Raw genomic sequence first — 23857 nt, forward strand, 5'->3', positions numbered from 1 at the left:
TGCGCCGCGATTCCGCCTTCGAGGTTTCACAGAAGAATATTGTCAATCAGGCGCACTTCATCAACCCACGCCGCGACGACCATCATGGATTTCCCGTGCACCGCCTCACGCGCGGTCTCCATGGTAACGCTGTCCGTCACGGCCGCATAAATCACCCGCACCCGGCGGTGCTGCGCAAGGCTGTGCGTGACCTCCGCAATCAGTCGATCGGGCCTGTGCTCGCCGCGTTCAACCATGTCCCTGGCCTTGCTCAGCGCTTGGTACAACGCAACGGCCTCCCTTCGCTGGTTGGCGCTGAGATAGCGATTCCTCGAGCTCATCGCCAGCCCGTCCGCCTCACGCACCGTCGGCGCGACCAGGACCTCCACTGGAATCACCAGATCCGCAATCATCTTCCTGATCACCGCGACCTGCTGCGCATCCTTCTGCCCGAAAACCGCAATATCCGGCCCCACGATGTTCAGCAGTTTGGCGATCACCGTTGTCACTCCGCGAAAATGCGTCGGACGTGACGCGCCTTCGAGCGGCTTGCTCACGTGGTCTTCGATGACGTACGTCGAATATCCCTTCGGGTACATCTCCTCGACTGACGGTGCAAATACCGCATCCGCGCCCGCCTCGCGGCAAAGCGCCTGGTCCGTCTCCAACTCGCGCGGATACTTCGAGGCGTCCTCATTCGCCCCGAACTGCACCGGATTCACGAAAATCGACACAATCACCGTGTCGGCGTGCTCGGCAGCCAGCCGGACCAGACTGCGATGCCCCTCGTGAAGCGCACCGAGAGTGGGCACCAGGGCGATGACATGCCCACCTGCGCGGCGCTCACGGGCAAGGGCCCGCATCGGGGAAATGCTGTGGATCGTTTGCATGGAGGAGGCGATTCAACGACACGCTTGACACAAACAAACGGGAGCAGGTCCGCTAGTTCAAGTTTTTCACCCGCGCCCCATGACGCGACAATCGCCACCTTCACAATGATCCGCATCAACGAAAATTACACAAAGCTCAAGGCTTCCTACCTGTTCAGCGACATCGCCAGGAGGGTTTCCTCCTATGTTCAGGCGAATCCGACCAAGCCGGTCATTCGTCTCGGCATCGGCGACGTCACCGAGCCCCTGCCTCAGGTTTGCATAGATGCCCTCCACGCAGGCGCCGACGAGTTGTCGCGCCGGGCCACTTTCAAGGGCTACGGCCCGGAGCAGGGTTACGCGTTTTTGCGGGAGGCAATAGCCCAGAACGACTACGCGGCGCGCGGCTGCCGCATCGAGGCGGACGAGATCTTCGTTTCCGATGGATCGAAGTGCGACTGCGGCAACATCCAGGAGATCTTTGCCACGGACGGTCTGCGCCTGGCAATTCCGGATCCTGTCTATCCCGTCTATGTGGACACCAATGTCATGGCCGGCCGAACGGGCGGCGTGGTCAACGGGCGCTACGAAGGCATCACCTATCTCGAAAGCACCCCGGCCAATGGCTACGTTCCAGCCGTTCCCTCGGTTCCAACGGACTTGATCTACCTTTGTTTTCCCAACAATCCGACCGGAGCCGTCGCCACCCGGGAGCAACTCGCCGCATGGGTCGCTTACGCCCGCGCCAACAAGGCGATCATCCTCTTCGACTCCGCGTACGAGGCCTACATCCGCGACGCAAGGATTCCCCACTCCATCTATGAGATCGAGGGAGCGCGCGAGGTCGCCATTGAGTTCCGCAGCTTTTCCAAGACCGCCGGATTCACAGGCACGCGCTGCGCCTACACTGTTGTACCCAAGGACCTCGTCGCCTACGACAAAGCAGGCGGCACCCACTCGGTGCACGCGCTGTGGAACAGGCGTCACACGACAAAATTCAACGGTGTTTCCTATCCGGTCCAGAAGGCCGCGGCCGCCATCTACACGGACGCCGGCAGGCAGCAGGTGAAGGCGATGACCGACTTCTACCTCGCAAACGCCGCCCTCATCCGCTCGGCGATTCTCAGCCTCGGATTCTCCTGTGTCGGCGGCGACAATGCACCCTACATCTGGATCAACACCGGTCGCGACTCATGGGAATTCTTCGACCTCCTCCTCAACCAGGCCCAGGTCGTCTGCACGCCTGGCGCCGGTTTCGGCAAATGCGGCGAGGGTCATGTTCGCATCAGCGCGTTCAATTCACGCGAGAATGTGGAGACCGCGCTGGCGCGCATCGCGACCGCGCTGAAACGCTGAGTCCGGTTGGAGAATCCAATCTCCGCTGGAGGGACAACGGCCGGCTGATTGGCGTAGGCGGACGCCGACCCCAGCCGGCATCTTCACATTGTCTGAGCGAAGGCGCACCAGCCGAATTTCGGCTGGCTTCGCTCAGGCGTTCACAGACAGTTGGCCCGTCGTGCTCCTCCAACCCATCCTCGCTCCCTCCCTGCTCGCCGGCAACCACGCCAACCTGGCTGAATCCGTCCGGCATGCGGAAGCCGCCCAGGTTCGCTGGCTGCATGTGGACGTCATGGACGGCCACTTTGTGCCCAACCTGTCGTTTGGCCCCCAGGTTGTGGCGGCGCTTCGACCGCTCACGAAGCTGTTCTTCGATACTCATCTCATGCTTTCGGAACCCCACCGCTATGTGGAGGCGTTTGCGGGAGCTGGCTCCAACTCGATCAGCATCCACATCGAGCCCGAGTATGACCACCTTGCCACCTTGCGGAGGATCCGAGATCTTGGATGCAAGCGCGGCATCGTCCTGAATCCTGGCACTCCCGTTGAAGCAGTCTCGCCGCTTCTCGCTGACGTGGATCTGGTCCTGGTGATGACCGTGCAGCCCGGATTTGGCGGACAGCCCTTCCGCGCTGAAATGACGGAGAAACTCCGCGTGCTTTCACGCTGGCGGGATGAGCGCCGCCTCGAGTTCCGCCTGGAGGTGGATGGAGGCATCGACCTTGAAACCGGCCGTTGTTGTCGCGATGCGGGAGCCGATACTTTCGTCGCAGGCACATCCTTTTTTGCCGCCGAGGATGCGTCCGCTTTCGCCCGCACCGTCGCAGCCTGGTAGGAATCCGAGGCTCAGCCAGCGGTCACGTCAGACAAGAGTGCGACAACGATCCTCGCGCCACGCCCATGGCTCGCGCGTTGCGTCTCGTCGCCACCCATTCCGCCACTTGCCTGTCCTGAATCCACGCGGATCAATCAGGGCCTTTCACCTCTCGCGATCCTCTCCGCCTCGCGGTACTGGGCGCGAAAAATTCGTCCGAGGCGGCTCGCGAGATTGACCTCGTCCACCTTGTTCTTCGAATTCAGCGCTTTCTGGATCGAGCCGCGCGCCTCGTCGTAGTTGACCGCGGCAAGATCCTGGAGGCGCGCCAGTGCCGCGGTTCTCCGGTCCTCGGAAGCCCCCTGAATCGCCCGCCACGCCGAGATGAGCTCACTGTGCGAGTCGAGCGCCATGACACGAATGATGAAGGACATCTCGCGGAAAAGCCCGCCGGTCCATTTCTCATGATAGATCAACTGGTCCTTTGATCCGAAGGGATTGTCCGATGGATCGGTCCTGAACTCCTTCCATGCGTCGCTGGCATAGAAGTCACGGCGGACCGGCAGCCGCCTCAGCGCGAAGCGTTCGGGACCGCCGGGTGCTCCGGGTCGAAAATTCCAGAGTTTCTGTCCGTCCATCGACAGACAGAAATCAATAAAGGCGATCGCGGCCTTCCTGTTGGGTGCCCCGCGGAGCAGGGCGATCGGATCGACGGAGCTCACCGTCCCCCCCTCCGGTGAAACATAGCCCACGCGATCGCTCCCGTCGCGACGCCTCACGGCCTCCTCCTGCTGCCGGCCATAGAAATCGATGCACATTCCCACCGCACAGTTGCCCGCGGCGACATCGATCGGCGGCTTCTGCGAGGTGTCGGTGAAGTATCTCGAGTTGGCCGAGATCAACTGCAGCAGCCGAAGCCCGTCCAGCCAGCCTTCCGAAACCGCCCGCGCCTCGATCGGACCCGTATCATCCACCCGCCCGCCCACGGACGCGACCAGCGCCTTGAGACGCCGCTGCATCTGCTGCTGGATGACATTCTCGAAGGCCTTGGCGATCGATCCGCTCTTGGTCGGATCGGCAAGCGCGACCTCCGAGCCCAAGCGCGGATCCTTCAGATCCTCCCACGCCTTCGGTTTGCCGGAAAATCCGAGCCGCCTCAGCGAATCGCGGTTGAAGACAATGCCGTAGGAACTCAACACGGCGCCCACCCATCGCCCGCCCGCATCCCAGTATTCCTCCCCAGCAAACTGCCTTGGAATCGTGCTGTCAGTGAACCACTCCGGGTGGCGCTGGAGCACGCCGCTGTCCACGATCCTGCCAGCCTGGGCCTGCCTCATGAAATCGTAGGTCCCGCCGCCGAAGAACAGATCGATCCGGCAGCCGACATCCGACGCAAGGAACGCCGCCCTGGCCTCGCGGACAATCGCGGGGGATTTCTCATCCACCCGCGCGCTGCTGAATCCCGCCTGGACATCATTGCTCCAGGGCCTGCCCAGCCTGCCGGTCCAGAAATACTGAAATGCAGCCGTGTATTCACTTTCCAGATACCTCGCAATCTCGCTCGTACCCCCGATCACCCGCCAGTCCACGAAGATCGTCCTCCCGGTCTTTTCCCGGTACCAGGCTTCAAACGCCCGCCCGAACTCGTGGCGGATCGCCTCGTTGTGCGGCGTGATGATCACCAGGGTCTCATCGGCATGCCCCCCCACCGGCTTCCCGGGGCGAAGGATGAACGGCAGCGCCAGGGTCGCAATCAGCGCAAGGACAATGGCTGACCGTTTCAGCATGCGCGAAACCGGTTCAGGACAGCAGGACAACGACGTCCCGCGAATTCACCGTGGCGTGCAGCTCGCGTCTGGAACCCGGTCCTGCTTCGCCTGGATTGAGCTCGTACACCTTCAGCCGGTTCGATCCCGCCACGAAATCGTGCTGGCACACCTCGCCAAGGTACACGGACTCCCCGATCGAGCCGCGCACGCTGTTCCTGGGCTGCGCCGAGTCCGAGAGCGTCCAGCATTCGGGGCGAACAGACACGGTCACCTGGGTGCCGACAGCCGCACTTGCCGCCCCGTCGCCAAGAAACCCCTCGAACTGGCACATGTCGGTGTCCACAACAACCCGCTCACCTTCAACCGCACGCACGGTGCCCTTGAAGAAGTCGGTGTCACCGATGAAATTTGCGACGGTGCGGAACCTCGGGCGGCGGTAGATCTCGCGGGGCGAACCGACCTGCAGGATGTGGCCGTTCTCGAGGATGGCCATGCGGTCCGAGATCGAAAGCGCCTCCTTCTGGTCGTGCGTGACATAGACCGTGGTCAGTTTGAATTCCTTGCACACGCGCCGGATTTCCGTGCGCATCTCCAGCCTCAGCTTGGCGTCGAGATTCGACAGCGGCTCATCGAGCAGCAGACAGCGCGGCCTGATCACCAGAGCACGCGCAAGCGCCACGCGCTGCTGCTGGCCACCGGAAAGCTGGTTGGGTTTGCGGTCCGCGTAGGCATTCATGCGCACGGACTCCAGCGCCTCCCCCACCCTGCGCCTCACCTCACCCTTCGGGGTCTTCCGCTCATGCAGGCCAAAGGCCACGTTCTCGGCCACGGACATGTGCGGCCAGAGCGCGTAGCTCTGAAACATCATGCCCGCGTTTCGCTTGTGGGGCTCCAGCCGGGTCACGTCCTCCTCCCCAAAAAAAATCCGCCCCTCGTCCGGAATATTGAATCCCGCCAGGCTCCGCAGCAGCGTGGTTTTTCCGCACCCCGACGGCCCCAGGAGAAAAAAGAGCTCTCCCGGTTCGATGACGAGGTCGAGCCCGCGGAGCGCGACAACATTGCCGAACTTCTTGGTTAGGTTCTCGATGCGAATCGCTATCATTCCGCGCTGATGGGCGCGCCAAAACCAAGGTTTCGCGGGCGGTCGAGTCAAAGGAAATAACCGCCGACCATTGCCATGCCGGTCTTGCACCCGCGGTCCACCTGCCCTTGCTGGAGGGAATTCCAACCATGCCCGCCACAGTTTCCGCCCGCCACGCAGACCTGGAGACCGTCCTCGTTTCCGAGCAGTCCATCCGCCGTCGCATAAGGAAACTGGGCGCTGAAATCGGAGCCGTTTACGGCAACGAGGAGATCACCGTCATCGCCATCATCAATGGGGCCATTCTGTTCACCGCCGATCTGCTCCGGGCGGTTTCCAATCCCGTGCGGCTCGACTGTCTGCGGGTTTCCAGCTATCGGAACCAAACGAAGCCGCTCGGCGCGCCGCAGCTCCTCAACAGCCTCTCGCTCGACATTTCCAACCGGCATGTGCTGCTGATCGACGACATTCTCGACACCGGAAAGACGCTATCGATGGTGACCGGCCTGATCCACAAACTCTCCCCCGCCAGCGTTCGCGTGTGCGTGCTGCTCGACAAGAAGGTTTCGCGCCAGGTGCCGTTTGAGGCCGACTTCGTGGGATTCGAGATTCCCGACCGTTTTGTCGTGGGGTACGGACTCGATTTCGCCGAACGCTACCGCAACCTCCCGTGCATCGGCGTGCTCAAGCCGCACCTGCAGAATCCTCCTGAGTGGGCGTGAATTGAAGAGGGGGAGCGGTATGAGCCGTGCCGTCCTCACCCGAGGGAAATTGCGTCCTCGTGTGCACAAAACACCGGCAGACCCGCCTCAGGAGGATTCTGCAGGTGCGGTATGTGAGCGCGACCAACCCGACCTATTCACCGATACTGGCGGCCAACCGCGTGACCAAAGCGGGACTATAGTAGATTCCCTGCGCCCGCATTGATTGGGCTGCTGTCGTGAAAGACTGGATCAGACCGCCCTGCTTTGCCTTCAAGAGTATGCCCAGCGTACCGGTGATTTTCAGACCAAGGAATTCTGCATGATTTCGACCTAGTTTTTCATCAATGATCACCAGGTCCGCCTTCTTCGCGCAAGCCAGCTCAAGAGTATCACGTTCTCCGGCGTCGAGCTCCCATAGCGCGGATGGCATGCCGGTGGGTTGCAGAGACGGCACGATTTCCAACCATTGCAGGGCGGACATATCCGGCAGCGCGATCGGTCCTCCCATGCGGCATTCAGCGGCCACCGATGCAGCGATATGCACTCGTTGAAACAATGCCGGAAGCAGATGCAGTGCTTCAATGCTGGCCAGGGAAATCAGTGGAGTCGTGTTGGAGAAAACAATCACAGGAGGACAGTCTCGCGCCGGAAGTCGTCCTGCGTGTCGGCAAGAAGCTGACCACCCTCTTGCATCGCAATCAGCAGGAACCTCGTACGCGGCATCTTGAGCCATCGAGCAGCAAGACCGGACGACAAACGGCCGTCCCGAAACAATGCCACCGCTGCGCGGAGTTTTACTTCGTCACGAAACTGCTCCGCGCTCACACGCAGCCCCAAGAGCAACTCCTCCGGGCAATCCAGTTCTATGGTCTCTTGCATGCCAGCCATTCTTCACGAAAACGACTGCTATGCAAGTCCGTCGCATTCGAGGTGCTCACCCCAAGCTCGCCTTCCCCGCCCACTTCGACTGCACGGCCTATCGTTTCCTCCCGGAAAACCCACCGCCCTTCCTCCTTTTCCAGGGTGTTGAACTACCCGGCAACGCCGCCTTTTTCTTGTAGTCCCCGGTTCGGAGGGCCTGGACCTGGTCACGCAGCAGGGCCGCGCGTTCAAATTCGAGCCGCTCCGATGCCGCGGTCATCTCGAGCTCAAGCTCCGCGATGACAGCCGCAACATCCTCGGCACCGTCCTCCGCGGCCATTTGATCCTCCGAGGCATCCTTCCCGCCGCCATCGTAAACGTGAAGGCTTGCCTGCGCCGCACGCGTGACGCTGCGGGGAGTGATGCCGTGCGCCGCGTTGTAGGCGAGTTGTTTCTCCCGGCGTCCCTGCGTGATCTCAATCGTGCGGTCAATCGATGCGGTGCGCTTGTCGGCATAGAAGATCACCCGGCCCCGCTCGTGCCGCGCCGCGCGTCCCGCCGTCTGGATCAGCGAGGTTTCGCTGCGCAGGAATCCCTCCTTGTCCGCATCAAGTATCGCCACCAGCGCCACCTCCGGCAGGTCGAGCCCCTCGCGCAGCAGATTGATTCCTACAAGCACATCGAAGTTTCCAAGGCGCAGGTTGCGCAGGATCTCCACGCGCTCGATCGCATCGATGTCGCTGTGCAGATACTCGACGCGAATCTTTGACTCGCGAATGTGGCTCGTCAGGTCCTCGGAAAGCCGCTTGGTCAGCGTGGTCACCAGGACGCGCTCCTTTCGCGCCACCGCATGCCGAATCTCGCCGATCAGATCCTCGACCTGCCCCTTGGTGGGCCGCACGGAAATCTCGGGATCGAGCAGCCCGGTGGGCCGGATGACCTGCTCGGCCACGACCGCGGAAATGCCGAGTTCGTAGGGCGACGGCGTCGCGGAGACAAAGAGGGTCTGCCCCGTGATCTCCTTGAACTCCTCGAAGGACTGCGGACGGTTGTCCAGCGCCGACGGCAGACGGAAACCGAAGTCAACCAGCACCTGCTTGCGCGCGCGGTCTCCATTGTACATGCCGCCAATCTGGGGAACGGTGGCGTGACTCTCGTCCACCATCAGCAGAAAATCCTTCGGAAAAAAGTCTATGAGACAGAACGGCCGGGACCCCGGTTTCCTGCCCGCCAGATGCATCGAATAGTTTTCAATGCCGCTGCAGAATCCCATCTCCTGCAGCATCTCCAGATCGTAGTTCGTGCGCATCCGGATGCGCTGGGCCTCCAGATAGAGCGACTTGCCCTCAAAATACGCCACGCGCTCGTCGAGCTCCTTCCGGATGCCGGCAACGGCACCCTCCAGCTTGCCCTTCGTCGTGACATACTGATTGGCCGGGTAGAGGTCGAACGCCTCCAGCGGTCGGATCACCTCGCCCGTCAGCGGATCGAACTCCTGGATCGATTCGATCTCATCTCCCCAGAGCTCCACTCGAAGCGCCTGCTCGCTGTAGGCGGGCATGATGTCGATCACATCCCCGCGCACCCGGAAACGTCCGCGTTTGAGCTCGTAGTCATTGCGCTCGTAAAGATTGTCCACCAGGCGCTCGAGCAGTTTTCCCCGCCCGATCGCGCCGCCGCGCTTCAGGTCGATGCGCAGTTCCTGAAAATCCTCGGGCGAGCCCAGTCCGTAGATGCACGAGACGCTGGCGATGACGATCACGTCCCGGCGCGACACCAGCGAACTCGTGGTCGCGATGCGCAGGCGCTCGATCTCCTCGTTGATCGAGGAATCCTTTTCAATGTAAGTGTCCGACGACGCCACGTACGCCTCGGGCTGGTAGTAGTCGTAATAGCTGACAAAGTACTCGACCGCGTTTTCCGGAAAGAAATTCTTGAACTCCGAATACAACTGCGCCGCCAGAGTCTTGTTGTGCGAAATGATCAGTGTGGGGCGTCCGCATTGCGCGATGACGTTCGCCATCGTGTACGTCTTGCCCGATCCCGTGACACCCAGGAGCGTCTGATAGCGGTTCCCCTCCCGAATCGACCGCACGAGCGATTCGATCGCCTGAGGCTGGTCCCCGGTGGGCTGGTACTCGGCACTGAGCTTGAAAAGTGACATGCGCGAAAGCCGACAACTTCGCCTCACCCCGCGGATTCTGCAACAATCGGAATCCCTGACCCAGATCACCGCGCATATCGCACCCAATTCGCAGCCACTGATTGATTGTTCTTTTCTCCCGGGATCAGCTGGTTTTCAATGACGGGCACGCCTTGTCCTGTTGAGGCGCGCTGCCAACATTCTCATGAGCACAACCAAGATCACCGCCATCACGGCCCGCGAAATCATCGATTCACGCGGCAATCCAACTGTCGAGGTCGATGTCCGCCTCGCCTCCGGCGCGCTGGGTCGCGCCGCCGTTCCGTCCGGCGCCTCCACCGGAGAGCACGAGGCCCACGAGCTTCGCGATGCCTCGGCTCCGCTGAAATCGCTCCCCAAGGGCACGAATGGAAAGAAGCGCTACCTGGGCAAGGGCGTGCTCGCGGCCGTGCAGAACGTGAAGTCCGTCATCGCACCCGCGCTCGTCGGATTCGACGCCCTCGACCAGACCGGCGTCGATCGCGCCATGATCGCACTCGATGGCACGAGCACGAAGTCAAAACTCGGCGCCAATGCGATCCTCGGCGTCTCCCTCGCCACCGCCCACGCGGCGGCCGCGGCGCTGGGACAGCCGCTCTACAAGTACCTCGGCGGACCGAATGCCAAGGTGCTTCCCGTTCCGATGATGAACATCATGAACGGTGGAGCCCACTCCGACGCGCCGATCGACTTCCAGGAATTCATGATCATGCCCGTTGGCGCACCTTCATTCCGCGAAGGACTGCGCATGGGCTGCGAGGTATTCCACGCGTTGAAGAAGGTTCTCAAGGAGCGCGGCCTCTCGACCGCCGTCGGTGATGAGGGTGGCTTCGCCCCGAAACTGGAATCCGCCGAAGCCGCGCTCGACGCCATCGCCCTCGCCGTCAAGAGCGCCGGATACAAGCTCGGCAAGGACATCGCCCTCGCCCTCGACGTCGCGTCCTCCGAATTCTACGTCGCCGACAGGAAGCACTACGTCTTCAAGAAGTCATCCGGCCGCATTCTCTCCGGCGACGAAATGGTCGAGTTCTATCGTCAGCTCACCGCAAAATATCCGATCATCTCGATCGAGGACGGATGCGCCGAGAATGACTGGGCGACCTGGAAGAAGCTGACCGACGCCATCGGCGACCGCGTGCAGCTCGTGGGCGACGATCTGTTCGTGACCAACACGTCCTTCCTGAAGAAGGGCATCGACACGGGCACGGCCAACTCGATTCTCGTCAAGGTGAACCAGATCGGTTCGCTTACCGAGACCTTCGATGCAATCGAAATGGCCAAGGAGGCCGGCTACACCGCCGTCATTTCGCACCGCTCGGGAGAGACGGAGGACGTCACCATCGCCGACATCGCCGTCGCCACAAACGCCGGTCAGATCAAGACCGGTTCGCTGTGCCGCACCGACCGTGTCGCGAAATACAACCAGCTCCTGCGCATCGAGGAGGAACTCGGAGCCTCCGCAATTTACGGCGGCAAGCTGTAACCACCGCGGTCATCGCGCATCATCCTTTCACCTCCAAGCCGGATGCGAGCACGCGTCCGGCTTTTTGCGCGCGCCGCCTTCGGCTGCTCATTCCGAACCTTCGTCATCGGGATCAGCAAGGAACTCCTGGATTTGTCGCAGGATTTCCTGCTTGGGCGTGTCCTTGCGGACATAGCCGTCGGCGCCCGCATTGGCCGCCGCCATCACGGTGGCGGCAGCCGCCTCGCAGCTCAGGAAAATCACCGGGACATCCTCATCGACAGCGCGGATGCGTTTCAAGAGATCCAGGCCCGAGGCGCCTCCCGGCAGGTGCAGATCGAGAATGATGACGCCGGGTTGATTCTGCTGGTAAAGCGAAAACCCGGTTTCGGCATCTCCCGCCGCGAGCGTATGCCCGACCCCCAGTTCCCGCAGGATCAGGGATACATACGTCTGAACATGCGCCTCATCGTCGACGACCAGTGCAAGATTGGGGATGGCCACGATCTGAAGTGGCTAGATGCCAGCCGCCCTGTGGCAAGCCCGTTCTCGAAGAGGGCAACCCCGGAGGTTCTTGACCACGGATCGAACGGGATGAATACAGGATTTCGGACGCCGGAGAACTGCGATCGGGACACCACCAATCGCCTCCACAAAATGGACGGGCGCGGAAAGCTGCCTGCCATGGTGGATCCTGGGTGTCACGACACCATTTGTCGCTTCCACAAATTGATAGAGGTAGGAATGGCGTGGTTAGCGCCACTCCTCCCTCCGAACCGGACGGGCGGATCTCCCGCATCCGGCTCTCCAGTCAGTGGTTTCTCAGCGAGACTGACCGTAGGTACAAGAACCGTGCTTCAGACTGAACAATCCTTGTGCCGCAAACCAGCGGTTTGGCCATTGGGTATGATCGTTACGGCTAAACCCGAAGGCGGGGCGTTTCTCCCGTTTTCGCAGCATCGCGCGCAGGCGACGCCGCAGCCAGCCGTCCATGTCACTAAGACCGGACGGCAGGCTGTCATGGAAGTAACCGTGCCAGCCCCGCAGGATAGGGTTCACCTTGGCGATGATTTCGCTGAGGCTTCGCCCGATGGCGCGCCGCGTGAGCGGACGCAGCTTGTCATGCAGTTTCTGCACGCTTTTCTTCGGGGCCATTTCTTGGCCCCGCGGAAGTGCCAGCCCAGAAAGTCGAAGCCTTCGGTTGCGACGTTGACGATGCGGGTCTTGGTCGGGTGCAGGGTCAGCCCCGCTCCGTGGTCCATTCGCGCAGCCACGCCAGCACGCTTTCAGCTTCCTCCACGGTCGGGCACAGCACGACAAAGTCATCCGCGTATCGCACCATTGCCCACCCTCGCCGGACCATTTCGTGGTCAGGCGGGTTGAGTACAGGTTCGACAACATCGGACTGATCACGGCCCCTTGCGGAGTCCCGCGCTCGGTCGGCTGCCAGCCCGCCAGGTTCCTCCAGCACTCCGGCTTTCAGGCTCTGGGAGATCAACGTCAGGACGCTGCCGTCCACGATGCGTTGTTCGAGCAGCGCCATCAACCGTCGTGCGGAATCGTATCGAAGTAACTCTTGAGATCGACGTCCACGCACCAGCCGCGTCCCTCGCTCAGGAGTTCCTGCACGCGTCCACCGCATCGCGGCATCCACGTCCGGGCCTGAACCCCAGCTGTGCTCGGCAAAGTCGCGCTCAGAATATGGGTTCGAGCACGTGCCGCAGCGCCGCTTCCACGGTCGGTCCGCACCGCTGGAATGCCCAGCGGGCGTTGTTCGGTCGTGCCGGGTTTCGGTATCCAGACGCGTCGCGCCGGTTGGCGGCGGTAGCGTCTACCCTGCAGTTCTTCGCGCAGCCGGGCCAGTTCGGCTTCGGCACGGCCAAACTGCCCTGTCGTTTGGCCGTCGACTCCGGGGGCCCGCGTTGCGCCAGACCGACCGGAAGGCCGCCTGAAGATTGCGCGCGTCGAGCACCTTGTCCCAGAGCCGGAACCACTTCGTTGCCGGCTCGCTCTGTTCGAGCCGGGTCAGCATGCGTTCGGTCCACCGTGCGTTCCACCCACGGCCAGCGCTCGCGGATGTCTGCGGCTTGCTGAGGCGGGGTCACCCCGCCACTGGCGCCGCTCGGTTTTCACCATCGTTCGTCATGGACTTCACGCCTCCACCTTCCTGCGTCCCTTCCGCTCCCCAGGTACCCGCTTCATCGCTACTGAACGCTCTGACTTCCACCGGGCGGCTCTTCGGGCGTCTCCGCCCTGAACACCGTTCCGACCGGCGTTCTCTCCTGTTTACTTCGTCCCCGCTTCCAACCCTTCTGTCCCCAACCACAACGCCGCCCCGACCACCGCATTTGCGCTCGTTCACGCTCTTCTTCTGTCGGTGGCCGCAAGCCAGGGACCCTGCGTCATTGCTGGCGCACAGGAGTTGTTCCCGCGGGTCATGGCAGGGCTTCGCCTTACCCTCGCGAGCTCGCTGGTCGACGTAGCGAATCAGGTTCACGCTTGCATCATGTGTCATGTTACTTGTTACGGACGGGTTGTTCACCTCCGGCAGCTCTCCACCCCGTGTTGCCACGACGCAGTAGCCTTCGGTTGCAGGCGGGTGAACGTTCCGCCTGACGGGGACTTGCACCCCGCTGTGTGGACGCCCTCACAGGCGCACGAGGGGCACGCTCCGTCGTGACCTGGGGACGCGCCTCGCGTATCTGCGCCGGAAATACCTCACGCAGAGCATCAGCGCACAGAGGAAACAATTGGCATCAGGTGGCACACTTGAAGCGTGCGGCTTGGAGGAGCTTCGCCTTACCCTCGCGAGCTCGCTGGTCGACGTAGCCGAATCGGGTTCACCTTGCATCATGTGTCATGTTACTTGTTACGGACGGGTTGTTCACCTCCGGCAGCTCTCCACCCCGTGTTGCCACGACGCAGTAGCCTTCGGTTGCAGGCGGGTGAACGTTCCGCCTGACGGGGACTTGCACCCCGCTGTGTGGACGCCCTCACAGGCGCACGAGGGGCACGCTCCGTCGTGACCTGGGGACGCGCCTCGCGTATCTGCGCCGGAAATACCTCACGCAGAGCATCAGCGCACAGAGGAAACAATTGGCATCAGGTGGCACACTTGAAGCGTGCGGCTTGGAATCTGACATGCCAAATTCGAGGTCAATCGAACCCCCAAACCGGGCACGACGAAGCGTGCCCCTCCAGGGGAATATTGTGACGGAGCGTGCCCCTCCATAAATCCTCACACACGTCCATAGGTTTTCACGCGCGTCCATAGGTTCTCGCATGCGTCCATAGGTTCTCGCATGCCTCCTCCGTTGGAGGTGGCACGCAGAAGCGTGCGGCAGGATCTGACATGCCAAATTCGAGGGTCAATCAGACTGAGAAACCGGGCACGACGAAGCGTGCCCCTCCAGGGGAATATTGTGACGGAGCGTGCCCCTCCATAAATCCTCACACACGTCCATAGGTTTTCACGCGCGTCCATAGGTTCTCGCATGCGTCCATAGGTTCTCGCATGCCTCCTCCGTTGGAGATGACATGTAGCCGACAGGCGGCTGAAAAGCAGCCAACCTGTCGGCGTTATGAATAATAACATACATAAAATAGATGGTGAGCGTGTCGCTGTCGAGATGGCGATGACGGTTAAGTTGGGGCTGGATCTGCACGCCAGGGATGTGGTGGTCTGCCGTCAGAATGACGGGCAGCAGCCGAAGCCAGTGTGCAGAATGACGCACAAAGAGTTGCTGGATCTGGTTGCGGGGCTGATCGCTGCAGGACACCGTGTGGAGAGTTGCTGCGAGGGCCGGACCATTGCGGATGCAGGTTGCATCGCAAGTTGATCCAGATGGGGAGCGCGCAATCAGGTGATCGTGCCTCGGAAATGGGACGCGGAAGGCAGGCGTGTGAAAACTGATCGCAGGGATGCCCGGGGATCTGTGATGCGCTGGACCGATACCTGCGAGGGGCAGCACACTGCCTTTTCGGTGGTGTACGTTCCGACGGAGGAACAGGAAGAGACTCGAGCGTTGGGTCGGCAGCGGGAATGCTGGTGAAGGAGCGCCAGCGCTGTGTGGTGCGGTGGGTCACGGCCTGATGCTGACCGCCGGTGTGCAGGCGGATCCAGACTGGTGGCATCCCAGGCACGGGTGAGCTGGCGAGACATTGCCGCCGGGCTGCGCGCACGGATAGGCCGACTGGCAGCGTCAAGCGCGCTGCATTTTGAATCCGAGGATAGAAGCGTGGACCAAGCGGGTTGAGGTATGGGCGAGGAAACAGATTTCTGGTGAAAGGACTGGGTCTGCTCACGAACACGCTCCTGGGAATGGAGGTGTGCGATTGGGCCCGCTTTGGCGGTCGTCGAAAGGTGGGGAGGGGGTACAGCGGATTGTGCCCGGTGAGTACTCGACGGGGAACACACGTCGCCGTCAGGGCAGCATCTCAAGCACGGAAACCCTCAGAATGCGTCACCTGCTCGTCGAGGCCGCACGGCGTCTGCTGCGCTGGCAGCCCGACTACCTCCGCTGAAAAACTGCGCCGGGCGCTCGGCGCCCGTGCGCAAACGAGCCGTGGTCGCGGTGCACGCGCGACGGCTCGCAATCGATTTATGGCGCATCCACCGGTCGCTGCACGCCCGAACAGCTGGGCCTGAAAGTGGGTTGAGCGCCTAAATGGGACTTTGGTGGCGGGGGCGGAGTGTGTTCGTCATGCCCCTTGGGTGAACCCCGTCTTGGAGATCGAGCCGCTTTGTCTCCGCCACTACTCTTTCCGCATAAGGGCGTGTGCAAAATTTAATTCCCACTTTCGTTTGGCAGGAGAGTGTAGTTCCAATCGGGGAGCACAGGGTGTCGATGAAGACTGATTTTGTCGATTTGGTCCGGGGCGAGTTTGATGCCGGTCAGGTAACGCTTGGGATTCAGTTCGCAGGCGACGGTGAGCCCGGAATCGGGTGCGGGTCTGGCGGATGAGACGCGATCGTCGCATGGTCGCTTGCAGCGTACTGGCCCGGCCATTGTTTGCTGATTTCGGAGAACAGCCTGTGTTCGATGGGATTCCGCTTCGGAAGCGCCGGTGGGATAGTGGCAAACGGTGACGCACAGCGCGAAGGGGTCGACGAGCTTCGTTTGCGGGGCGTGTTTCCAGGAGCCGGCAACTGCGCCGTTGCTGCCGCCATTGTCTGCGAGGATGAGCAAGCGGGATGCGTTGGGATAGCGGCGACGGCCGTCGTGCAGCCACCAGTGCCGGATCGACTCGGCGGCGAAGTCAGGGGTGTTGCGGGAGGTGCCGATCGGACGTAACCGCGATTGGCCGCGCCATCGCCAGATGCCATAAGGGATGGCGATGCCCAAGCCGAGCGAAGGGAAGTCGTGGTCGTGCACCGGCGGTGGCGCGCGACTCCACACGCGGCCCGGATTCTTGAACTGGCCGACCAGTTCGCGTTTTTTGGTGTCGACGCTGATGATGGGGCGTGCTCCGCGGTGAAGCGGCGGCGCTGCCAGGTGAGATAACGGAACTGCCGATCGCGCTCAGGACAGGACTGGCCGAGGCTCTTGCGGTTGGCGTGCAGTGCGTAACCAAGTTTTTCAACAGGCGGCGCACCGTGTTTGGACAGACCCGCAGGTGCAGCCGGCGCACAATTGCCAGCTGATCTGGCTCGCAAACGCAGACCGGTCCACAATCGCGCCGGCCCATCGGATCGCCGGCGGTGTCGGCGGTCAGCAACCAGCGGAGGTTCGTCAGGATCTCCGCCGTTTTCCACCGGCTGGCGTCCGGCTCCGGCAGCGGACGCGCCCGTCACAATACACGGCCGGTGAGCAGTTTCGCGCCGGCCGCGTGCCACGGTCGCCGCATCCAGGTAATGGCCCGGCCATCCGTCGGTCCCCGCCATGACCGCGCTGCGGGCTTTCCAGCCCGGCGTAGAGCCAGCGCTGCTGCTCGTCAGGCAGGCCGTAGAAAGGGCGACTGCCGCCGGCGTTCGTCGTCCAGCCCTGCGGCCGCCCTGCTCCTGCCAGCGGGCGCGCTCAGCGGCGCCGTGGAGGTAACAGTCCGGACAGGGCCGGCGCTGCAAGCGGTCGCGTTGCACCAGCTGGCGCAACGCATCCTTGCACAACACGCCGACGACGGCATCAACTCCTCGGTGAAGTACCCGGCCGGCGCCCTGGGTGGTGAGCACGGCCACGGTGTCGAGAAAAAGTGCCATGCCGGGAAAACGAACGTCCTGATACGACCAAAGTCCCTGAGCATCATAACGGGCGATCGGTGGAGAGTGTAATACGCTCCCCGATGCGAATAGCTGGTGGTGTAGTCCAGCGTGGCGAGTTGCGGAAAACCGTGAGGGCCTCGGTCCCCCAGCGCCGCTTTCAGTTCAGGCAAGGTGGCCACGGCCTGACGTTGGAAAACCTCGACGAGGTCGCTCCGCAGAATAGTGAATCCGATTCATAATGTTAGCTTAACGCCAAAACCCGGCGAGTCGAGCGTTAATATAACATCCACTCCATCTCAATCACCACACGACCGGCCCTCGTGTTTCTCCTCTAACCGGATCCATAGATCTGCCCAGTCTTTCTTCCGAGCACGCCCGTCCAATTGTACTCTTTACGCTCCATTGAATGAAGTTATTTTTGCACACGCCCTAAGTCATCTTAACGGCGCACATCACGCGCTTTGGATAGCAGGTTGGACCGTCAGTTGCGCTGACGTGTCAGCGGCGGAGAACGTCCCCGGCGCCACAATCCCAATTCTCTTTTTTCAACGCACGTCCATAGCGTGCGAAGGGCGTAGCTTTTTTCGCTTGCCCATTACGGCTTCATAGCAGGGGCATGCTTTGTCATGCCCAGGGGACGCCTATCATCACGCATCGCCGGCTGGTCCACTCCTTGGTGCACTGTTTGGAATTTCAGGTCGGAGATTTCAGAATCAAACCCCAAACCGGGCACGACGAAGCGTGCCCCTCCAGTGGAAACATTGTGACGAAGCGTGCCCCTCCAGGAGAATATTGTGACGGAGCGTGCCCATCCGGGGGAATATTGTGACAAAGCGTACCCAATCGGTCACGGATTCATGAGGTCAGAATTCGGCGTTCGGCCCCGCAACTCCACGATCAACGGACAGCCTGAATCGCACGGGCACCTCCGCCAGGCCCCGGATTGGCGGCGGCTGCGTCGAGTTCCGCATCGTTCGGAAACCAATCAAACGTACAGTCCCTTTTCCCGCGCAGGTGGCGGTCGGCGAAGTTCATCAGTGCTGTCCAGTCTTCATCGGTGAAGGCGTGGCTGTGATGCGAAAAATGGACGCCGATCCGATCCGCGGCGTCATAAAGCGCGTAGGCCGGCTTGGCGTGGAGCACTGACTGCCTCACGGCCTCCGGCAGCGAGATGCGATCGGTGTCACCCTCGAGGGAGAGAAAGGGCGTGGGCGCACACAGCGCAAGAAACCAATGTTGATCAAACGGCAGCTTTTCGCGGTGCCCCCAAAAATCGTGCAGGTTTGGTGAAAACCAGTTCGGCAGCTTCTTCATCATGAGATCGAGGGTCTCACTGTTGCGCGGGCCGGCATAACGGAACGCACCCACTCCACCGCCGCCCGTCACCACGGGAGCGCCCATCAGGCGGTTGTCGAATGCCGCCGCGAACATCGCCGCTTTGCCGGATCGCGACGCACCCGTGATGATCAGCTTCTTTCCGTCGATCACGGGATCGGTCTCGAGATAGTCGGCAATCCGCGAAATGCCCCAGGCCCACGCGCCGATCACGCCCCAGTCGTATTCGGGATAGGCCGGTGGAAAGCGCGTGGTTCGGAACGCCCAACTGCCGTCGGGCATCCTCAGCGTCGTATCCTCGGCGCAATCGTTGTGGTTGAACAATACAAGCGCGTAACCTCGCCGAAACACCTCGGCATACCGCTGGGCCGCGGCCTCAGCCGTCGCTTCGCCGCGCCGGCCTCCGCGCTCTGCGGATGTCGGAGGCTCTTCATCCGCCGCGGCGCCAGCGGCGGCCACTTTGGCGGCGACCTGCCGTTTGATTTCATCCACCGGCAGCAGCACGTCGACTCCCAAGCGGCCGAATCCGCGATGCAGCCGCGGCAATACCACTCCACCGGGCGGCGTGCCGGCCTGATTGATAATCGTGGGGAAGGGCCCTCCGGTCGCCGGAGTCCAAATGCCGATGTCCAGGCTCAGCTTCTCCTGCGGACCAAACGTCAACCGCATCAGCCGGTACCGCACCTTGCCGTCCTGCACCATTTCGGTCGCAATCTCCTTTCCGGTCACGTTGCCGGGCGGCGGTGGCATCTGGCCGACGCAGTAATACTGCAGGATCACTTTCATTTCCTCCCGTCGCTTTTGCCACTGTTCCAGGCTGGTGACCCTGCTGCCGTCGTTCATCGTCATGATGTCCGGCATTTCCTTGCGCAAGGGAAGGTCATCCGGCCCGGGCATCCTTCCCAGCGGTCCCTCGATCCAAGGGACTGGAATCTCACGGGGGTCAGGCCTCGATTCCACGTTTGCCGCGAGCGCAATCGGCAGGCATGAGCAGAGAATGGCCGAGCCCAGCGCCATGGAAAACTGGCGGACTATGGAGTTTGTCTTCATTCGGTGGATCGCTACTTGAATCTTGGTGGCTTGGATCTACGCGCGCGTATCGTTGGCGTGGCGATTGTCAGTGGTCGCGAGGAAACTGCCGGCCCAGCCAGTCGATGACGTCCTGATGGATTGGGTCGACCAGGCGGATCTCTTCGAAGGGTGTCACCAGCTCGATGCCGTGTTCGTTGCCCAGTGATTTGTAGGTCAACCTGGCGAACTCCACCGCGTCGTGAACCTCGCCCAGCGTGGCATAGCGGTCTTCGGTGGGCGCGATGATCAGGACTTTTCTCGGAGCGACCGACGCCAGGATCTCGTTGTAATCGACGGGAATCCGATCCTCATGCCCGATGAAAGCGCCCAGGCGGGGAAGCCAGCCGTACAGTTGGCTCAGGCGGGCCAGACCACCGTCGCGCCGGTCGGCCGTGTCGGTGCGCAACGGCGTGAAAGCCGCCGCGGCGGCCACGCCGTCGACCCGCGCATCGAGACCCGCGGTCAGAATCGCCACGGTTCCACCCATGGCAAATCCATACAGGCAGACCGGCCGCGGCGTTTTCAGCAGCTCTGTGGCGGCGTCAATCGCCTGGCGTGCATCGCAGACCATCTTGCCCATCAACGATGCATTCGGATGCCGGACAAAAAACTCGCGGCGCTCCTCCTGCCGATAGAAAGTGCCAATGGGATCAAACGCAAAGACAGGATAGCCGGCCTTGAGCAGCGCCACGGGGGCAAATTCCCCCATGCTTCGGCCGGGAGCATAGCCTTGGGCGGGCTGAAAAGCCGCCAGCCAGATGATGACGGGGCGATGCTCGTCTTTCCTGGGCGTGAAGAGGCAGCCCGTGACGCCATCGCCGAATGTGACGACTGTGGCGGTGACACTGGACTCCTTCGAGCGCTCCCCTGGCGATTCGGGTTCGTCGCCGTCCTCATGGTTCGCAGCGCCCCGGACGGGTGCTGGAGGCGGCACTCCGTCAACCGCATCCTGAATCTTCGTGAAGTGATTGCGCACCCCGACGGGCAGCGCCGAAAAATCATTCACGATCACGGCGGCTTTCCGGTAGGGAATCTCATCCCCGATCAGCCATTGAATCCTGCGGGCAACCTCCCGATGAGCGGCTTCCTGAGACTCCGCTGTCACTGGCGTGACCGGAGCATCGAGGGACAGTCGCTGACCAACCCGCGGAAATTCAGCGACGTTGATCGGATTGCGCGCCGCCCAAGCCTGATAGTTCCAAGGGTGCAGCGGCTTGAAGGGAAACACTGCCGACAGCGGCTGCGCGCCGCTCCGCGCATTCAGCAGAAAATCGCTGTAAGCGTCAAAGGTGTCAGTGCCGGTGATCGTGTGGCCACCCGGGCGGTAGCGCACGACCAAGTTCGAACTCCGGTCGAACATGTCGTAGATGGGAAGGATGGACTGGTGGACCTGCTCGACCGCCCACGTGTTTTCCACCGCGTCTTCCGTGGCCGTGCTCGTTATGAGAGGGCGCGGCGCGATCAGCGCGTAGAGAAAGTGGCTGTCCACGGGGAGCTTGTCCTCATTGCCCGCAAAAAACCGCGCACGCAGATTGATCCAGTCGGGATTCTGACGGGTCATTCGCTCGACCGAAGGCCCGGAGTAGTTCTGGTCGGCGAAGCGATAAGGTATCGAGCCCGCCGTGCCCGAGCTCGAGGAGATGACGCCCGCAAAGCGCTGGTCGAAAGCCGCCGCTGTCAGTGCCACCTTGCCCGAGCGGGAATGTCCCCCGATGTAGATTTGCTTCGGATCGACGAACGGCAGGGTGATCAACCAATCCACCACGCGACTGGCGCTCCAGCCGCGCCGCCGGAGAGCGGACCAGTCCAGCTTCCCGAAGAGTTCGCTGTATTGCAGCGATTCGTCTCCTCTCCCGTCGCGGGCGTTGTGGACCGCAAAGCCAAAATCACCCGTCTCCATCGCCTTCCTTGCCCAGGACCGGTAGCGTTCACTGTCGCAGAGAAAAATCCCCGACGGCGTGCGGTTCTTCGGCAGGTAAAGTTTGACGCCCAGCCTGGCCGCGTGGTTTGGCCCGAAGGTCAGGCGCACGTTCCAAACGTCGTATCCGTCGACGGTCGTCTTTTCGAGGATTTCAGCCGCGACATTGCCCGGCGGTGGCGGTGCGGTGCCGAGCACCCATTTTTCCATCATATCGGCCACTTGCTGGCGGCGGACCGGCCAGTTGGCCAGGGTGGCTCGCTGACCACGCCCCTCCTCCACCCAGCTCATGGGATCCGGGAGGAAGAACTGCGACGGCATCAGGTCGAAATCGGGCGGCAGTTCTCCGCTGCGCTTCAGGAACTCGCTGAATGCCGGCGAGGGAGGCAGGCGCTGCTGGAGCTTCTCGAGAATGAGCTGTCGTTTCGCAATGCTACCGGGTTCGAGCGCCCGATTGATCTCGGCGGCGGAACGGCCAGGACTGGAAAATGCCAGTACACCCAAAAGCATCACCATGCTCCTCGCGAGCCATTGCCGGAAGGAGCGCCCCCCAACAACCAGAGGAGACCTGAGTTTCAAGAGGATCGCGTTCGAATGAAAGCGAGCGGAGCGACAGGGTGGAGATGATGATAGTGACATGTTTGCCTTGATTAAATGCTGTGAGGCCTGACTCGCGGATCTTTACTTTGGAGTCGTCTTCTTGAGCGCGGACACGGACTTGGTCGCGGGCGTGGACGCAACGACGAGGCGGCGGATTCGTGTACCTCCGCCCGCAACGCTGCGCCCGCCGCCCTATTGATCCCGGTCCTCGCCTCTCGCAGTTTTGGTTTCCTTTGGCTGGCTGGCGGCCTTGGCTCGGTCGTCCTTCAATTCCTGTTTCGTTTTCATGACGGGCATTTCAGCGTGCACGCTGGTCCGCCAGGCGGCCAGTCGAGCCTCCAGCTCCTTCACCTTGTCCGGCAGTTGCGCAGCGAGATTGTGCCGTTCCCCGATGTCGTCGCGGAGGTTGTAAAGTTCGACCTTCCCCGATTCGAAGAACTCCATCAGCTTGAAATCGCCGCTGTGGATCGCGCCAACGGGACCGGTCCTCAGTCCGGTGCCGCGGTGCACATAGGACGGGAGATAGCCTGGAAAATGCCACATGATCGGCGGCCGGTGATACGGTGCCGCAGGGTTTCGCAGGACGGATAAAAAGCTGACCCCGTCCAGCGGGTAATGCGGCTTCGGGGTCGCGCCGGCGATCTCGAGGAAGGTCGGGTAGATGTCGACATGCACCGCCATCGCCTCGCTCGTGGCGGCGGGCGGCACGACCCCGGGCCAGCGGATGATGAACGGCACGCGCAGTCCGCCCTCGTAGAGGGTGCCCTTGCCGCCGCGCAGCGGTGCGTTGTCTGTAAAGCCCTTGATCTTCGATGGCGGCTCGGTCCGCTGATACCCGCCCAGGCCGCCGTTGTCCGACGAGAAGATGAGCACGGTATTGTCGGCGAGCTTCAGCGCCTCGAGTCGCGCCATCACCCGGCCGACGCTTTCGTCGAGGCTCTGGATCATCGCGGCATACGCCGGATCCCAATGCGTGCCCTTCGGCGCCTTTTTTTTCCAGGCAGCCTCGTATTCGGGCTTGGGAGTGATCGGGGTATGAACCGCGAAGTACGGCAGGTAGAGGAAAAACGGGCGGTCCTGGTGCCGGTCGATGAAATCCACCGCGCGGTCCGTCAGGAAATCCATGAGATATTGTTCCGAGGGCTGCGGCACGGACGGCAGCCTGAGAAATGAGCCGCGTGTGGATGCAACCATGGCGTCGTCAAAGCCGCGCGCGCCAGGATGATACTCCCCGTCGTTGCCAAGGCCCCATTTGCCAAATATCGCCGTCGCGTAGCCCGCGGTCTTCAGCACCTGGGGCAGGATGAACCTGTCAAGTCCGAGTCTCGTCGAGTTCTTCGGCACGTTCATGCGGCGTTCGAGCAACGGGCCGCGATCGAGCGACTGCACCGTGTAGACGCCGGTCCGCGGCGCATACTGGCCGCTCATCAATGCGGCCCGGGTCGGTGTGCAATTCTGGGAGTTGTAGAAGCGCTGCATCCGGAGGCCCTGCGACGCCAGCCGGTCGATATTGGGCGTCTCGTAGTACTCCGAGCCCTGACAGTGCAGATCCGTCCATCCCAGATCGTCCGCGAGAATGTAGACGATATTCGGAGGCCTGGTCGCCGCCGCGTGCGAGAACGCAGCCAATTCGGCCAGGAGGAGAAATGGGATCAGGAACCTCATGGTTTCGTTT

The 23857-nt window shown here is 62.0% G+C and carries 17 protein-coding genes and 1 pseudogene; 5 read left to right on the plus strand and 13 right to left on the minus strand.

What is annotated here, in order from left to right:
- Positions 1-26 precede the first annotated feature (26 nt).
- Positions 27-869 carry a pantoate--beta-alanine ligase gene (locus HS122_01950; protein ID MBE7537161.1) on the minus strand — a complete coding sequence of 281 codons (843 nt, stop codon included), beginning with the start codon at positions 867-869 and terminating at the stop codon, positions 27-29.
- A 105-nt stretch (positions 870-974) separates the two neighbouring features.
- Between HS122_01950 and HS122_01955 the strand changes: the two genes are divergently transcribed.
- Positions 975-2204 carry an LL-diaminopimelate aminotransferase gene (locus HS122_01955; GenBank protein ID MBE7537162.1) on the plus strand — a complete coding sequence of 410 codons (1230 nt, stop codon included), beginning with the start codon at positions 975-977 and terminating at the stop codon, positions 2202-2204.
- Positions 2205-2364: 160 nt separating this feature from the next.
- Positions 2365-3021, plus strand: a complete 657-nt coding sequence (gene rpe, locus HS122_01960; GenBank protein ID MBE7537163.1) for a ribulose-phosphate 3-epimerase — start codon at positions 2365-2367, stop codon at positions 3019-3021.
- A gap of 134 nt (positions 3022-3155) precedes the next feature.
- Here rpe and HS122_01965 read toward each other — a convergent pair whose 3' ends face one another.
- Together HS122_01965 and HS122_01970 are read right to left on the minus strand one after the other, a co-directional pair.
- Complete coding sequence (locus tag HS122_01965; GenBank protein MBE7537164.1) at positions 3156-4787, minus strand: extracellular solute-binding protein; 1632 nt, start codon at positions 4785-4787, stop codon at positions 3156-3158.
- A 13-nt stretch (positions 4788-4800) separates the two neighbouring features.
- Positions 4801-5871 carry an ABC transporter ATP-binding protein gene (locus HS122_01970; GenBank protein ID MBE7537165.1) on the minus strand — a complete coding sequence of 357 codons (1071 nt, stop codon included), beginning with the start codon at positions 5869-5871 and terminating at the stop codon, positions 4801-4803.
- 128 nt (positions 5872-5999) lie between these two features.
- On the opposite strand from HS122_01970, the gene hpt reads away from it, so the two are divergent.
- Positions 6000-6572, plus strand: coding sequence for a hypoxanthine phosphoribosyltransferase (gene hpt, locus HS122_01975; protein ID MBE7537166.1), 573 nt, complete (start codon positions 6000-6002; stop codon positions 6570-6572).
- Between the two features lie 133 nt (positions 6573-6705).
- On the opposite strand, the gene HS122_01980 is transcribed toward hpt, so the two are convergent.
- The 3 genes from HS122_01980 to uvrB form a co-directional block, all read right to left on the minus strand.
- Positions 6706-7182, minus strand: coding sequence for a DUF3368 domain-containing protein (locus tag HS122_01980; GenBank protein MBE7537167.1), 477 nt, complete (start codon positions 7180-7182; stop codon positions 6706-6708).
- The gene (locus HS122_01985; GenBank protein MBE7537168.1) at positions 7179-7433 is read right to left on the minus strand and encodes a UPF0175 family protein; all 255 of its coding nucleotides are present in this window, start codon (positions 7431-7433) and stop codon (positions 7179-7181) included. The genes HS122_01980 and HS122_01985 overlap by 4 nt, the downstream gene beginning before the upstream one ends.
- A 97-nt stretch (positions 7434-7530) precedes the next feature.
- On the minus strand, positions 7531-9579 hold the full coding sequence (uvrB, locus tag HS122_01990) for an excinuclease ABC subunit UvrB (GenBank protein MBE7537169.1): 2049 nt from the start codon (positions 9577-9579) through the stop codon (positions 7531-7533).
- A 184-nt stretch (positions 9580-9763) separates the two neighbouring features.
- Between uvrB and eno the strand changes: the two genes are divergently transcribed.
- Positions 9764-11080 (plus strand): phosphopyruvate hydratase, encoded by a 1317-nt coding sequence (eno, locus tag HS122_01995; protein ID MBE7537170.1) that lies wholly within the window; start codon positions 9764-9766, stop codon positions 11078-11080.
- Between the two features lie 87 nt (positions 11081-11167).
- On the opposite strand, the gene HS122_02000 is transcribed toward eno, so the two are convergent.
- The 4 genes and pseudogenes from HS122_02000 to HS122_02015 form a co-directional block, all read right to left on the minus strand.
- Positions 11168-11563 (minus strand): response regulator, encoded by a 396-nt coding sequence (locus HS122_02000; protein ID MBE7537171.1) that lies wholly within the window; start codon positions 11561-11563, stop codon positions 11168-11170.
- 318 nt (positions 11564-11881) lie between these two features.
- Positions 11882-13091: pseudogene (ltrA, locus tag HS122_02005) on the minus strand (group II intron reverse transcriptase/maturase).
- Positions 13092-14529: 1438 nt separating this feature from the next.
- On the minus strand, positions 14530-14838 hold the full coding sequence (locus tag HS122_02010; GenBank protein ID MBE7537172.1) for a hypothetical protein: 309 nt from the start codon (positions 14836-14838) through the stop codon (positions 14530-14532).
- Between the two features lie 1008 nt (positions 14839-15846).
- Positions 15847-16554, minus strand: a complete 708-nt coding sequence (locus tag HS122_02015; protein ID MBE7537173.1) for a hypothetical protein — start codon at positions 16552-16554, stop codon at positions 15847-15849.
- Positions 16555-16760: 206 nt separating this feature from the next.
- On the opposite strand from HS122_02015, the gene HS122_02020 reads away from it, so the two are divergent.
- Positions 16761-17327 carry a hypothetical protein gene (locus HS122_02020; protein ID MBE7537174.1) on the plus strand — a complete coding sequence of 189 codons (567 nt, stop codon included), beginning with the start codon at positions 16761-16763 and terminating at the stop codon, positions 17325-17327.
- A gap of 828 nt (positions 17328-18155) precedes the next feature.
- On the opposite strand, the gene HS122_02025 is transcribed toward HS122_02020, so the two are convergent.
- From HS122_02025 to HS122_02035, 3 genes are all read right to left on the minus strand, one after another.
- Entirely contained in the window at positions 18156-19643 is a 1488-nt protein-coding gene (locus HS122_02025; protein MBE7537175.1) for a hypothetical protein, read from the minus strand.
- A 67-nt stretch (positions 19644-19710) separates the two neighbouring features.
- Positions 19711-22161 (minus strand): hypothetical protein, encoded by a 2451-nt coding sequence (locus tag HS122_02030; GenBank protein ID MBE7537176.1) that lies wholly within the window; start codon positions 22159-22161, stop codon positions 19711-19713.
- A gap of 213 nt (positions 22162-22374) precedes the next feature.
- Positions 22375-23847 carry a sulfatase gene (locus tag HS122_02035; GenBank protein ID MBE7537177.1) on the minus strand — a complete coding sequence of 491 codons (1473 nt, stop codon included), beginning with the start codon at positions 23845-23847 and terminating at the stop codon, positions 22375-22377.
- Between the last annotated feature and the right edge of the window lie 10 nt (positions 23848-23857).

This window comes from Opitutaceae bacterium (assembly GCA_015075305.1).
GTDB lineage: Bacteria > Verrucomicrobiota > Verrucomicrobiia > Opitutales > Opitutaceae > UBA6669.